The sequence below is a fragment of the Burkholderia sp. Ac-20379 genome, assembly GCF_017104645.1.
GTDB lineage: Bacteria > Pseudomonadota > Gammaproteobacteria > Burkholderiales > Burkholderiaceae > Burkholderia.
Genome location: NZ_JAAGPF010000007.1, coordinates 42,518 through 56,298, shown reverse-complemented (window position 1 = coordinate 56,298; position 13,781 = coordinate 42,518). Strand labels below are relative to the sequence as shown.

Annotated in this window: 15 protein-coding genes; 2 read left to right on the top strand and 13 right to left on the bottom strand. The window is 63.7% G+C overall.

Features of this window, described 5'->3' with window-relative positions; genetic code table 11:
- The 3 genes from ccsB to G3N92_RS02095 form a co-directional block, all read right to left on the bottom strand.
- Positions 1–1,193 (bottom strand): c-type cytochrome biogenesis protein CcsB (gene ccsB / locus G3N92_RS02105; RefSeq protein WP_206125778.1); only part of this gene is annotated, 1,193 nt, incomplete at its 3' end.
- A gap of 4 nt (positions 1,194–1,197) precedes the next feature.
- Positions 1,198–3,378, bottom strand: a complete 2,181-nt coding sequence (locus tag G3N92_RS02100; protein WP_206125777.1) for a cytochrome c biogenesis protein ResB — start codon at positions 3,376–3,378, stop codon at positions 1,198–1,200.
- A 124-nt stretch (positions 3,379–3,502) separates the two neighbouring features.
- Complete coding sequence (locus G3N92_RS02095; protein ID WP_206125776.1) at positions 3,503–4,150, bottom strand: c-type cytochrome; 648 nt, start codon at positions 4,148–4,150, stop codon at positions 3,503–3,505.
- A 248-nt stretch (positions 4,151–4,398) separates the two neighbouring features.
- Between G3N92_RS02095 and yihA the strand changes: the two genes are divergently transcribed.
- Both yihA and hemB read left to right on the top strand, forming a co-directional pair.
- The gene (yihA, locus tag G3N92_RS02090) at positions 4,399–5,058 is read left to right on the top strand and encodes a ribosome biogenesis GTP-binding protein YihA/YsxC (RefSeq protein ID WP_206125775.1); all 660 of its coding nucleotides are present in this window, start codon (positions 4,399–4,401) and stop codon (positions 5,056–5,058) included.
- Between the two features lie 244 nt (positions 5,059–5,302).
- A complete protein-coding gene (gene hemB, locus G3N92_RS02085) occupies positions 5,303–6,301 on the top strand; it encodes a porphobilinogen synthase (RefSeq protein WP_206125774.1) in 999 nt (332 codons plus the stop codon).
- A gap of 102 nt (positions 6,302–6,403) precedes the next feature.
- On the opposite strand, the gene dsbD is transcribed toward hemB, so the two are convergent.
- The 10 genes from dsbD to secY form a co-directional block, all read right to left on the bottom strand.
- On the bottom strand, positions 6,404–8,332 hold the full coding sequence (gene dsbD / locus G3N92_RS02080; protein ID WP_206125773.1) for a protein-disulfide reductase DsbD: 1,929 nt from the start codon (positions 8,330–8,332) through the stop codon (positions 6,404–6,406).
- Positions 8,325–8,651, bottom strand: a complete 327-nt coding sequence (gene cutA, locus G3N92_RS02075; RefSeq protein WP_206125772.1) for a divalent-cation tolerance protein CutA — start codon at positions 8,649–8,651, stop codon at positions 8,325–8,327. Before cutA ends, dsbD begins: the two co-directional genes overlap by 8 nt.
- A 144-nt stretch (positions 8,652–8,795) precedes the next feature.
- The gene (gene rplQ / locus G3N92_RS02070) at positions 8,796–9,188 is read right to left on the bottom strand and encodes a 50S ribosomal protein L17 (RefSeq protein WP_013696385.1); all 393 of its coding nucleotides are present in this window, start codon (positions 9,186–9,188) and stop codon (positions 8,796–8,798) included.
- Between the two features lie 143 nt (positions 9,189–9,331).
- Positions 9,332–10,309 carry a DNA-directed RNA polymerase subunit alpha gene (gene rpoA / locus G3N92_RS02065; RefSeq protein ID WP_206125771.1) on the bottom strand — a complete coding sequence of 326 codons (978 nt, stop codon included), beginning with the start codon at positions 10,307–10,309 and terminating at the stop codon, positions 9,332–9,334.
- A gap of 122 nt (positions 10,310–10,431) precedes the next feature.
- Positions 10,432–11,055 (bottom strand): 30S ribosomal protein S4, encoded by a 624-nt coding sequence (gene rpsD / locus G3N92_RS02060; RefSeq protein ID WP_206125770.1) that lies wholly within the window; start codon positions 11,053–11,055, stop codon positions 10,432–10,434.
- 148 nt (positions 11,056–11,203) lie between these two features.
- Positions 11,204–11,605 carry a 30S ribosomal protein S11 gene (gene rpsK / locus G3N92_RS02055; RefSeq protein WP_012734376.1) on the bottom strand — a complete coding sequence of 134 codons (402 nt, stop codon included), beginning with the start codon at positions 11,603–11,605 and terminating at the stop codon, positions 11,204–11,206.
- A gap of 23 nt (positions 11,606–11,628) precedes the next feature.
- The gene (rpsM, locus tag G3N92_RS02050; RefSeq protein WP_206125769.1) at positions 11,629–11,994 is read right to left on the bottom strand and encodes a 30S ribosomal protein S13; all 366 of its coding nucleotides are present in this window, start codon (positions 11,992–11,994) and stop codon (positions 11,629–11,631) included.
- 36 nt (positions 11,995–12,030) lie between these two features.
- Positions 12,031–12,147, bottom strand: coding sequence for a 50S ribosomal protein L36 (gene rpmJ / locus G3N92_RS02045; RefSeq protein ID WP_004199844.1), 117 nt, complete (start codon positions 12,145–12,147; stop codon positions 12,031–12,033).
- 20 nt (positions 12,148–12,167) lie between these two features.
- Positions 12,168–12,386, bottom strand: coding sequence for a translation initiation factor IF-1 (gene infA / locus G3N92_RS02040; RefSeq protein WP_012734373.1), 219 nt, complete (start codon positions 12,384–12,386; stop codon positions 12,168–12,170).
- Positions 12,387–12,393: 7 nt separating this feature from the next.
- On the bottom strand, positions 12,394–13,743 hold the full coding sequence (gene secY, locus G3N92_RS02035) for a preprotein translocase subunit SecY (RefSeq protein WP_206125768.1): 1,350 nt from the start codon (positions 13,741–13,743) through the stop codon (positions 12,394–12,396).
- Positions 13,744–13,781 lie beyond the last annotated feature (38 nt).

Sequence of the window (13,781 nt, the reverse complement as noted above, 5' to 3'; positions counted from 1 at the left end):
TACAGCTTGCCGTAGCTGTGCAGCCCCGACAGGAACATGTTCACGCCGAGGAAGGCGAACGTCGTGACGAGCAGACCCGTCAGCGCCCACCAGGCCGCCACGGTGCCGCGCAGCCCCTTCATCAGACGCATGTGCAGCCAAGCCGCGTAGTTGAGCCAGACGATCAGCGCCCAGGTTTCCTTCGGATCCCAGCTCCAGTAGCCGCCCCAGGCTTCGGCGGCCCACAGCGCGCCGAGGATGGTGGCGATCGTGAAGAACGCGAAGCCCACCGCGATCGACTTGTACATCACGTCGTCGAGCACCTCGAGCGTGGGCAGGCGATCGGCCAGCACGCCGCGATCCTTCAGCAGGTAGGCCACGCTGACCATCGCCGACAGCGCGAAACTGCCGTAGCCGATGAAGTTCGCCGGCACGTGGATCTTCATCCACCAGCTTTGCAGCGCGGGCACGAGCGGCTGGATCTGCTGCGCATCGCGCGCGATCGAGTACCACATCAGGAAGCCGACGGCCGCGCTGATCACGAGCAGCACGAACGCGCCGAGCGCGCGCGTGCCGTAATGGCCCTCGTAATACAGATACAGCAGCGCCGTGATCAGGCTGAACAGCACGAACACTTCGTAGAGGTTCGACACCGGGATATGGCCGACGTCCGCGCCGATCAGGTAGGACTCGTACCAACGCACCATCAGGCCCGTGAAGCCCATCAGCACGGCGGCCCAGGTCATCTTCTGGCCGATCGCCGCGCCCGTGGGCGAACGGCTCAGCAGGCCGATCCAGTAGAACACCGTGGCGAACACGAACAGCGCGCTCATCCAGAGGATCGCCGACTGGCTCGACAGGAAATACTTGAGGAAGAACGCCGAATCGGCGCGCGACAGATCGCCGTGATAGATCTGCAGCGACAGCAGCGAGGTGCAGGCGATCAGCGCCATCAGCAGCCGTGCCGGCTTCCAGCGCCAGCCCAGCCCGACCAGCGCGACGGTCGCGCCCGTCATCACGGCCTGATCGTAGTAATCCATGTGCGCCTGATAGTGCACCAGGGCGAAACCGGCACCGGCGACCATCGCCAGCGCGAACAGCCAGTCGACCAGCGACAGGCGGCGCCAGAACGGGCGATCGTCGAACAGCGGCAGGGCCGACGCATCGGCGCGGCCGCGCGGCGTGGGGGACGAAGAAGCCTGGGTGAGAGCCATGACGTTACCGTGGGGAGTCGGGGAGATCGGCGTCGCGCGCGGCCGGGGCTGCCGCTTGCGGCTCGGCGCCGAGCACCGCGCCTGCCGCATCGCGCGTCTGCGCGAACTCCTTCTCGAAATCGAAGGTCCTGCGAGCCGTGGACATCGCCATCACGACACCCACGCCCGCCTGCGTATCCTTGAGCCAGAACCAGAGCCGGCGTTCGCGCACGTAGAACATCGAGAAGATGCCGAACACCAGCAGCAGGCTGCCAAGATACACCAGATTTTTACCAGGCGCGCGTGTCAACTGGAATACCGAAGCTTGCACCTGCTTATATGAATCGAGCCGCAAATACACGGGCGCACCGTACAGAAAGCTGTCCGACAGCGCATTGATGGCGTTCTGCACGAAACGGGCCGTATCGGCCGATTGCGCGACCGGTTGCAGCCCCGCATGTTCGCGCGCGACCGCCCAGACCTGCCACATCGCGCCTTCCAGCATGCGCAGCAGCAGCCCGGCCGCCTTCTCCTGCTCGGCCTTCGGCACCGATTGATCGATGAAGCCGGCCACCGCCTGGAAGCCGCCCATCGGCGCGCCGTCCGGCTGATGGCCCGCGCTCGCGTCGGCGCCGGCGAACAGGGTCAGGACACGCAATGCGCTGTCGTCGAGCCGCGTGCGCAGGCCGGCGTCGGCGTTCGGCAGCGACGCCTGCGCGAAGCGCGCGGCAGCCTCGGTGCGCACGGCCGGATCCTCCAGCGCGGCGCGAATCCGCATCCATTCGGCGATCGAATCGTCGGCATCGGCCGGAATCCGCAGATAGCGGAACGGATCGTTCGGGCTCAGGCGCATGCCGGCCAGGAACATCCGGTCGCCGCCCACCTCGACCGGCAGCATGTAGTTGTTGAACTCGCGCGCCTGGCCGTCCTTGCCGCGCACCTTGTACTGGACCGACGGGCCGACGTTGTGCAGGTTCACCGGGTTCGAGGTTTTCGCGCCCGAGCCGAGCCGCTCGTCGAACGCTTCCTTCAGCGAATGCGATGCGCCCACGCCGCGCACGTCGGTCTTGCCGCTCGCATCGGTGATGTTCTCGACGTTGATCGCGCGAAAATCGGCGAATTCGATCGTGTCGCCGTCGTGGCCGGCGAGCGGCGCGGCGTTGCCGATCACGCCGTTCACCGGGAATGTCTTGTCGCTCGCGCCCGTCATCGGGAACGCCGTCATCTGCATCTGCGAGCCGCCGTCCTGGAAGCTCGACTGGTAGATCGACACGCCCTTGTACGTGAACGGCTTGTTGACCTCGACGCGCGCCGGGATCCGCTTGCCGGTGGCGCGGTCGATCACGACGATGTCGCTCGCGAACAGCTTCGGCATGCCGGTCGAGTAGTAATCGACGATGAACTTGTCGAGCTGGATCGAGAACGGCAGATCCTGGATCAGCGAGCCGCTCGGCTGGTTCAGGATCGCGGTGGACACGTACTGCCCCTCGGGCACCCAGGCATAACCGCGGAACGTGGGGTTCGACGCCGACAGCCGGTGTTCCGGCCCGATCTCGCTGATCGCGGCGCTGGTGTTGACGGGCGACTTGCCGAACAGCCACATCTGGAAGTGGATCGGCAGGTTGCTGTCGAGCAGGCCGCCGATGCAGATCACGACGATCGCGAGGTGGGCCGAGATGTAGCCGTACTTGGTCATCGCGCCGCGCTTGGCCGCGATCAGCGTCGCGCCGTCCGATTCGCGCACGACGTGCTTGTAGCCGCCCTTCGCCACGAACGCCGACAGCGCCGCCGCCACGCCGGCCCGATCGCCCTCGACCGTGTATTCGGCCTTGTGGTGGAACGCGCGCAGGCTGCCTTCGCGCACCTTGTCCTTCCAGCTGCGGACGTCGGCCAGCATCTTCGGGCCGTTGCGGAACACGCACAGCGACAGCGACACCACCAGGAACAGCAGGATCAGCATGAACCACCAGGCGCTGTAGACCGTGTACAGGCCGATCGCGCGGAAGATGTCGGCCCAGAACGGGCCGAACTGGTTCACGTAGTTCGGGTAGGGATCGTCCTGCGTGAGGACGGTGCCGATGATGCTCGCGATCGCCAATACGACGAGCAGCGCGATCGCGAAGCGCATCGAACTGATCAGCTCGATCGCGGTGTTCAGCGCGCCGCGGCGCGTTTTCGTCTCGATTCCCGACGTGGTAACGCTCATTCACACTCCGACTGACAACAAAAAAGGGCAAGGCGCATACCTGCCGGCAAGCGCCCCACCCTTTCTTTTCGTTCTTGCGCCCGTCACCCGCGATGACAGGCGGTTCATTCGTTGCCCGGCGCGCTCAGTGCAGGCCGGCCACGTAATCGGCCACTGCCTTCACTTCGCTGTCCGACAGGCGCGATGCGATCTGATGCATCGGCTCGTTGTTGTTGCGTGCGCCCTGCTGGAACGCCGTGAGCTGCGCGACCGTGTAATCGGCCCACTGCCCCGACAGGCGCGGATACTGCACCGGGATGCCCTGCCCGGTCGGGCCGTGACAGCTGGCACACGCCGGCACGCCCTTCTCGGCGATCCCGCCACGGTAGATCTTCTGCCCCAGCGCGACCGTGGCCGCGCTGCGCGCGACGCCCGGCTTCGCCGTTTGCGCCCCGTAATAGGCGGCCACGTTGCGCGCATCCGCCTCGCTCAGCGCGCCGGCAAAACCGGCCATCACGGCACTGCTGCGCGCCGGCGCCTTCGCGCCCGGCTGCGTCTTGAAATCGTGCAGTTGCTTGAGCAGATATTCGGGATGCTGGCCGGCCAGCTTGGGAAACGCCGCCGTCGCGCTGTTGCCGTCCGCACCGTGGCACGATGCGCAAACCGCCGTGGCGATCGCCTTGCCCCGCTCGAGATCCGGCTTGGCCGGATCCGCCGCATGCGCCAGTGTCGCGAAACCCGTGAACCCTGCCGCAACCTGAAGCGTGATCAGAGACTTGCACAGTCGATTCATTCGCACACCCTGTTTCGTCTTGTGGGAATTCGAGTTTTGCAAACGACGGTAGCCAGTCTACAGCACAAAGCCCCTGCAACCCGCCCGCAGGGCTTCGCGAAAACCGCCGTATTGTACAATATGGTATTCAAAGCCCCGTTCCGGCTATCAGGGTTATTGCGCGGATTTCCGCGTATCCAACCGAGCGGATCATTGCGGGGCATCCCGCCTTCACGCGCGCCCCGCGCACCCTCGCTCCGTCCGCTCTCATGGCCTTCCTGCTCCATCAAGCCCGTTTCTATACGACCGTCAATCATCTGCGCGACCTGCCGCCCACGGTGATCCCGGAAATCGCGTTCGCCGGCCGATCCAACGCGGGCAAATCGACGGCGATCAATATCCTGTGCAATCAGAAGCGGCTTGCCTTCGCGTCGAAAACGCCCGGCCGCACGCAGCACATCAACTATTTCTCGGTCGGCCCCGAAGCCGAACCGGTCGCGAACCTGGTCGACCTGCCGGGCTACGGCTACGCGGAAGTCCCCAATGCGGCCAAGGCGCACTGGGAAGCCCTGCTGTCCGCCTATTTGAAGACCCGATCCCAATTGCGCGGCATGATCCTGATGATGGATTCGCGCCGGCCGCTGACCGATCTGGACCGCCGCATGATCGAGTGGTTCGCGCCGACCGGCAAGCCGATCCACACGCTGCTGACGAAATGCGACAAATTGACTCGCCAGGAAAGCATCCTGGCGTTGCGCGGCACGCAAAACGAGTTGAAGGCTTATCGCGAAGCCGGCTATGAAGGCGAGCTGACCTGCCAACTGTTTTCGGCGCTCAAGCGCGTGGGGCTCGACGACGCGCACACGCAGATCGAAGGCTGGCTGCGTCCGTCGGTCGCCGGCGAAAATGACGCAGCTGTAGCAGAATGACCGCTCCGCGCCGAGCAGGCGCGGCCCCGAACGGGGGCTTGCCGTCGGTTAGCGCATAAAAAAACCCGCCGTGAAACGGCGGGTCAAACAGCCTAATCGAACTACGACAGGCACCCGCTCAGGGAGGAGAAGCGGGGAGCGCCGCGCTTGGCGCGGAACTCGATCGCTATCATATACCATTGTCTCGAAATTTCACCGAAGGCTGCCGTAAGCCATCCTTCAGACTGATTCCAGCGATTCCGTCATGAGCCTCCATCCCTTGCACCGCCCGCGCAGAATGCGCCGCGACGATTTCTCGCGTCGCCTGATGCGCGAAAACATCCTCACCACCAACGATCTGATCCTGCCCGTCTTCGTCGTCGAAGGCACCAACGTGCGCCAGGCGGTGCCGTCGATGCCCGGCGTCGAGCGCGTGTCGGTCGATCTGCTGATGGGCGTGGCCGAACAGTGCGTCGCGCTCGGCGTGCCCGTGCTGTCCCTGTTTCCGGCCATCGAGCCGTCGCTGAAGACGCCCGACGGCCGCGAGGCGACCAACCCGGCCGGCCTGATCCCGCGCGCCGTGCGCGAGCTCAAGCAGCATTTCCCCGATCTCGGCGTGCTGACCGACGTCGCGCTCGATCCGTACACGAGCCACGGCCAGGACGGCGTGCTCGACGAGAACGGCTACGTGATCAACGACGAGACGATCGAGATCCTGATCGAGCAGGCGCGCGCGCAGGCCGAAGCCGGCGTCGACATCGTCGCGCCGTCGGACATGATGGACGGCCGGATCGGCTCGATCCGCGAAATGCTCGAAAGCGACGGCCACATCCACACGCGCATCATGGCCTACTCGGCCAAGTTCGCGTCGGCGTTCTACGGCCCGTTCCGCGATGCGGTCGGCTCGGCCTCGAACCTCGGCAAGAGCAACAAGATGACGTACCAGATGGATCCGTCGAACTCCGACGAGGCCCTGCGCGAAGTCCGGCTCGACATCGAGGAAGGCGCGGACATGGTGATGGTGAAGCCGGGCATGCCCTACCTCGACATCGTGCGCCGCGTGAAGGACGAGTTCCGCTTCCCGACCTACGTCTATCAGGTCAGCGGCGAGTACGCGATGCTGAAGGCGGCCGCGCAGAATGGCTGGCTCGATCACGACAAGGTGGTGCTCGAATCGCTGCTCGCGTTCAAGCGGGCCGGCGCGGACGGCGTGCTGACCTACTTCGCGCTCGACGCGGCGCGGTTGCTGCGCGACCAGAAGTAAGCCCCGCGTGCCGGACGGCGCGCTGCGGAATGCAAAAACGGCGAAGCGCTCGACACGCTTCGCCGTTTTTTTATGCGGATGTTCTGGAGCGAACCTTGACGCTCAGGCCGCCGGCGCGCCCGCGCGATCGAGGCTGCGCAAGAAGCGATCGGCCGCCTGATAGCCGACCACGCGCCCCAGTTCGTGTCCGTCGGCGCCGAACACGATGATGCCCGGCGGCCCGAACAGGCCGAAACGCTTCAGCAGCGCCTGATCGTCGGCGTTGTTCGCCGTGACGTCGGCGCGCACCAGTTGCAGTTGCGCCAGACGCGCCTGCACGCGCGGATCGGTGAAGGTGAGATGCTCCATCTCCTTGCACGACACGCACCAGTCGGCATAGAAATCGAGCATCACGGGGCGGCCGGCGGTCTTGATCACCTGATCCAGTTCCGCGCTGGAGCGTACCGGCGCGAACACCGGGCCTTCGTGCGCGGCCGCTGCCGCCGCGCCTGGCGCACCGGCTGCACCGCCTCGCGATGCAAACACCGACAACGGACGCAGCGGATCGGTCGAACCGGCGGCCAGACCCACCAGCAGCAACGCCGCCCAGATCGCGAACGCCGCGCCCACGCCGCGGCCGAGGCGACGCCAGATCGACGTGCCGCCGGCGGCCGGCGTGAACAAGCCGGTGGCCGCGGCGGCGATCAGCAGCCAGAGCGCGGCCAGGCCGATCTGCAGCGACGCGCCGAGCACCGGCCAGACGATCCAGAGCGCGGCCGCGAGCAGCACCACGCCGAAGAACACCTTCACGCCGTCCATCCAGGCGCCCGCGCGCGGCAGCAGCGTGCCGGCACCCAAGCCGATGATCAACAGCGGCACGCCGAGGCCGAGCCCCATCGCGAACAGCGCGGCGCCGCCGAGCAACGCGTTGCCGGTATGCGCGATGAATGCGAGCACGGCGAACAGCGGCGCCGTCATGCATGCGCCCACCACCAGCGCCGACAGCGCCCCCATCGTCGCCACGGCCAGGAAGCGGCCGCCCGAGCGGCGGCTCGACGCTTGCGCGGCGCCATCCTGCCAGCGCTGCGGCAGCGAGATGTCGATGCCGCCGATCAGCGTCAACGCGAACACGGTCAGCAGCAGGCCGAACGCGCCGAGCATCCACGGGTTCTGCAGCCAGGCGCCAAGGCTCTGTCCGACCAGCGCCGCGGCAATCCCGAGCACCGTATAGACCAGCGCCATCCCGACCACGTAGGTCAGCGACAGCAGGAAGCTGCGCGTGCGCGTGGCCTGCGTGCCCTCGCCGATGATGATCGCGGAAAGGATCGGGATCATCGGGTAGGAGCAGGGCAACAGGCTCAGCACCATGCCGGCGACGAAGAACAGCGCGACGATCGTCACGAAGCCGTGGCCTTCCAGCAGCGACTGCGCGTAGTCGGCGCTTGTCACGCGTTCGTACCAACTGCCGTCGGTTGCAACGGCGGGCGCCGCGCTAACCGGCGCCGATGCGGCCGCAGGCGCCGACGAGGGCGGCACCGCGGAAGATTGCGCGGCCGTCGATGGCGCGGCCGGGGCGGGCGATGCCGCCGCCGTCAGCGCCGCACCGTCGACGTGCACGACATGCTCGGCGGGCGGGTAGCAAATGCCGCCATCGGCACATCCCTGCGACGTCACCGACAGGTCGAACGGTCCCGACGCCTTCGTCACCGGCAGATGGATGACCAGGTCGCCGCGATAGGTCTCGACGTTCTTGGCGAACGTCTCGTCGTACTTCACGTGCCCGGCCGGCATCTGCGCGTCGCCGAGCGTCGCGTTGCCGCTCTTCACGGCGAACACGAAGCGCTCGCGGTACATGTAGTAGCCGTCCGCGATCTTGAAATGCAGATCGACCTGCCCCGGCGCCTCGCTCGAACCGAAGCGGAACGCAACCGACGGATCGAGGAAATCGGCATCGGCGCGCGCGGCCGACGACAGGCCGAACAGCGCGGCAAACAGAACAAACCCGGCGAGCAGAAACCGCCAGCCGGCAGCCTTCAATGGACGATCAGACATGGAACAGGCGTTGAGTTTCGGCGGCCACCCAAGCGCCGTAGGCGTCGGATGCGGTGGCCTGCCACGAGACGATTTCGGGCGTCTCGTACGGGTGATGGGACGCGATGAAGCGTTCGAGCTCGAGCGCGCGCTGGGCGCTCGTCTTGAACAACAACTGGATCTCCTCCGCGGATTCGATCTTGCCCTGCCAGTGGTAACTCGAGCGGATCGTGCCGAGTTCCGACACGCACGCCGCGAGCCGGCCGCCCAGCGCGCCGTCGGCGAGCGAGCGGGCCGTCGCCTCATCGGGCACGGTCGTCATCATCAGAACGATCACCATCGACGTCTCCTGCGGCATTCGCAAAACGCCATATCCTAACGCAGGCCCCGGCATTGCGTGCTGCGCGCCCGGCGCGGCTTACAAAGCGCCGGGCAACAAAAAAGCCAGGCATCGGCCTGGCTTTTTCTGGACAGCGGGTAAAGCTTATTCCGCTTCCTGCACGTTCTCTTCCGAAACTTCCGGACGGTCGAGCAGTTCGACCAGTGCCATCGGCGCGTTATCGCCAACGCGGAAGCCGAACTTCAGGATACGCAGGTAGCCGCCCGGGCGGTTCGCGAAGCGCGGGCCCAGCACGTCGAACAGCTTCGTGACCGAGTCACGATCGCGCAGGCGGTTGAACGCAAGACGACGGTTTGCCAGCGACGGCTTCTTGCCCAGCGTGATGAGGGGCTCGACAACCTTGCGGAGTTCCTTGGCCTTCGGCAGCGTCGTCTTGATGACTTCGTGCTCGATCAGCGAGTTGGACATGTTACGGAGCATTGCCAGACGGTGGCTGCTCGTGCGGTTCAGTTTCCGCAGACCATGACGGTGACGCATTTTACTTTCCTTGTTTCGAAGTTTTGATCCAGCTCTTCTATCGCGCCTCAGGGGCGCACGGGCCGGTAGAAAAAAGACAAGACGCGGATTCTAAAGGAAAATCCGCGCCTTGACCAGATGACGACGCTATGACTGTCGTGCGATTACTTGTCGAGACCAGCCGGCGGCCAGTTTTCGAGCTTCATGCCGAGCGTCAGGCCACGCGAAGCGAGCACTTCCTTGATCTCGTTCAGCGACTTGCGGCCCAGGTTCGGCGTCTTCAGCAGCTCGTTTTCCGTGCGCTGGATCAGGTCGCCGATGTAATAGATGTTCTCGGCCTTCAGGCAGTTCGCGGAACGCACCGTCAGTTCGAGATCGTCCACCGGACGCAGCAGGATCGGATCGATCTGCGGAGCACGCGACGGTGCTTCTGCAGCCGTTTCCGTGCCTTCCAGCGCCGCAAACACCGACAACTGATCGACCAGGATGCGGGCCGACTGGCGGATCGCTTCTTCCGGGGTGATCACGCCGCTCGTTTCGATGTTCATCACGAGCTTGTCGAGGTCGGTACGCTGTTCGACACGGGCGCTTTCGACCGAGTAGCTGACGCGGCGAACCGGCGAGAACGATGCGTCCAGCACGATGCGGCCGATGATCTTCGCGGATTCCTCGCCGTAGCGACGGACATTGCCCGGCACGTAGCCGCGGCCCTTCTCGATCTTGATCTGAACGTCGAGCTTGCCGCCCTTCGTCAGGTGAGCGATCACGTGTTCCGGGTTGATGATCTCGCAATCATGCGCGAGTTCGATGTCGCCGGCCGTCACGATACCTTCGCCATCCTTGCGCAGCGTCACCGTGACTTCGTCGCGGTTGTGCAGCTTGAACACCACGCCCTTCAGGTTCAGCAGCAGGTTGACGACATCCTCTTGCACACCATCAAGCGTCGAATACTCGTGCACCACGCCGGCGATCGTCACCTCGGTCGGCGCATAGCCGATCATCGACGACAGCAGCACGCGACGAAGCGCATTGCCCAAGGTATGGCCATAGCCGCGTTCGAACGGCTCCATCACCACACGCGCATGGTTCTCGCCCAGCGATTCCACGGCGATGATCTTGGGTTTCAACAAACTGGTTTGCATAGGTTTTCCTTTTCAATACCCTCGGCTCGTTACACCGATAAGGCTGACCGGTAACACCTGAAAATGAAGAACCGAGGCCCTGCCGGCGCTTCGCAAGCAGGGTACCTCGGCTATCAATCGGATTAACGCGAATACAATTCGACGATCAGGCTTTCGTTGATATCGCCTGCAATTTCAGCGCGTTCCGGCACTTGCTTGAACGTGCCTTCGAACTTCTTCGCGTCGACCGCGACCCAGCTCGGCATGCCGCCTTGCTCTGCCAGCGACAGCGCTTCGACGATACGCGCTTGCTTCTTCGACTTTTCGCGGATCGAGATGACGTCGCCAGCCTTGACTTGCAGCGACGGAATGTTCGACACGACGCCGTTCACCGTGATGGCCTTGTGGCTCACGAGCTGGCGCGCTTCTGCGCGGGTCGAGCCGAAGCCCATGCGGTACACGACGTTGTCCAGACGCGACTCGAGCAGTTGCAGCAGGTTTTCACCCGTGTTGCCCTTGCGACGATCGGCGTCGGCGAAGTAACGGCGGAACTGGCGCTCCAGCACGCCGTAGATGCGCTTGACCTTCTGCTTTTCACGCAGCTGCGTGCCGTAGTCGGACGTACGCGCACCCGAGGTGCGGCCGTGTTGACCCGGCTTGCTGTCAAGCTTGCACTTGTCGGCGAGCGAGCGGCGTGCGCTCTTCAGGAACAGGTCGGTGCCTTCGCGGCGGGACAGCTTGGCCTTAGGGCCGGTATAACGTGCCACTTTGTGTTTCCTCTATCTATCGTCACGCGGTTGCGACAACCGCGCTAGTTCGTGCCCTTTGGGCCGAACGGTGGACTTAGTCAATCAATAGCAATCAACTACGTTGCCCGTAGCCGCCTGAGGCGACGACAGGCTGCACCAGGCATCCTTAGATGCGGCGGCGCTTCGGCGGACGGCAGCCGTTGTGCGGGATCGGGGTCACGTCGGAAATCGCCGTGATCTTGATGCCGAGGCCATGCAGTGCACGCACTGCCGACTCACGACCCGGGCCCGGGCCCTTGATACGCACTTCGAGATTCTTCACGCCGTATTCCATCGCGACACGGCCTGCCGACTCGGCGGCAACCTGCGCTGCGAAGGGGGTCGACTTGCGCGAGCCCTTGAAGCCCTGGCCGCCCGACGTCGCCCACGCCAAGGCATTGCCTTGACGATCGGTGATCGTGATGATCGTGTTGTTGAACGAAGCGTGGACGTGAACCACACCTTCCGCAACGTTCTTCTTAACCTTCTTGCGAACGCGTTGAGCCGCGTTATTGGAAGCCTTAGCCATGACGTTTTCCTGTAACTGTCAGCTTATTTCTTCAGCGATTGCGCGGCGCGACGCGGACCCTTACGGGTGCGCGCGTTCGTACGCGTACGCTGGCCACGCATCGGCAGACCCTTGCGATGGCGGACGCCACGGTAGCAACCGAGGTCCATCAGGCGCTTGATGTTCATCGTCACTTCACGGCGCAGATCGCCTTCGACGATGAACTTGCCCACTTCTTCACGCAGCTTTTCGAGGTCTGCGTCGTTCAGGTCCTTGACCTTCTTCGAGAATTCGACGCCTGCTGCGACGCAGATGCTGCGAGCGCGCGTGCGGCCGACACCGAAAATCGCCGTCAGGCCGATCTCGGTATGCTGGTGATTCGGGATGTTAACCCCTGCGATACGAGCCATTGTTTTTCCTCAAACAAAAAGCGCAAACAAGCGCAATCAGCCTTGACGCTGTTTATGGCGCGGGTCCGAGCTGCAGATCACGCGAACAACGCCTTTGCGCTTGATGATCTTGCAATTGCGGCAAATGCGCTTAACCGATGCCATCACTTTCATGATATTACCCTTTTTACAAATCACTTCGCCCGGAACACGATCCGCGCACGCGACAGATCGTAAGGCGTCAATTCAACCGTCACCTTGTCGCCCGGAAGGATGCGGATGTAGTGCATCCGCATCTTGCCCGAGATATGCCCCAATACGACATGGCCGTTTTCCAGCTTCACGCGGAAGGTAGCATTCGGAAGGTTTTCAACCACTTCACCCTGCATCTGGATTACATCGTCTTTGGCCATAAGCTTTTCAACGCATTGGGATGTTGCCGCCGCCCTTGAAATTGGCTTTCTTGAGCAGTGACTCATACTGTTGCGACATAACGTACGACTGCACCTGCGCCATGAAGTCCATCGTGACGACGACAATGATCAGCAGCGACGTTCCACCAAAATAAAACGGCACATTCCAGCGCAGCACCAGAAATTCCGGCAGCAGACACACGAAGACGATGTAGATCGCACCAGCCAGCGTCAGACGCGTGAGAATGCGGTCGATATATCGTGCGGTTTGGTCGCCCGGACGGATGCCCGGAACAAACGCGCCGCTTTTCTTCAGGTTGTCCGCCGTTTCCCTGCTGTTGAACACCAGTGCGGTGTAGAAGAAGCAGAAAAACACGATCGCCAGCGTGTACAGCAGCACGTACACCGGCTGACCCGGCTTCAGCGCTTCCGCCACATTATGCAGCGTGTCGGAAAGCCAGCTCTTGCGCTCGCCCGAACTGAACCAGCTCAGGATGGTTGCCGGGAACAGGATGATCGACGATGCGAAGATCGGCGGAATCACGCCCGACATGTTCAACTTCAGCGGCAGGTGCGACGACTGCCCGCCGTAAATCTTGTTGCCTACCTGGCGCTTCGCGTAGTTCACGAGGATCTTGCGCTGACCGCGTTCGATGAACACGACCAGGTAAGTCACCGCGGCAATCAACACGACGATGATGATCGCCGAGATGATGCTCATCGAACCCGTGCGCACCAGTTCGAACAGGCCACCCACGGCATTCGGGAACCCAGCTGCGATCCCGCCGAAGATGATGATCGAAATACCGTTGCCCAGACCGCGCTCGGTGATCTGCTCGCCAAGCCACATCAGGAACATCGTGCCGGTCACCAGCGTGACGACCGTCGTGAGACGGAACAGCATGCCCGGATCGATCACGAGGCCCGGCTGATTTTCCAGCGCAGCCGCGATGCCGAAAGCCTGGAACGTCGCCAGAACCACGGTGAAGATCCGCGTGTACTGCGTGATCTTCCGTTGCCCTGCCTGCCCTTCCTTCTTCAGCGCCTCGAGCTGCGGCGAGACAATCGCCAGCAACTGCATGATGATCGACGCGGAGATGTACGGCATGATCCCCAGCGCGAAGATCGTGAAGCGGGACAATGCACCACCCGAGAACATGTTGAACATGCCCAGGATGCCGCCTGCCTGGCTCTGGAACAGCTTCGCCAGTTGATCCGGATCGATGCCCGGAACCGGGATATGCGCGCCGATGCGGTAGACGAGCAGCGCCAGGAGCAAGAACATTGCTCGCCGGCGCAGATCGCCGAACTTCGCCGTGCTACGACCGGGTTTTGCGAGACTCGGGCTGTTGGCCAAGTATCTTCTCCGATGCAGATGCTAGTAACGGCACGCGA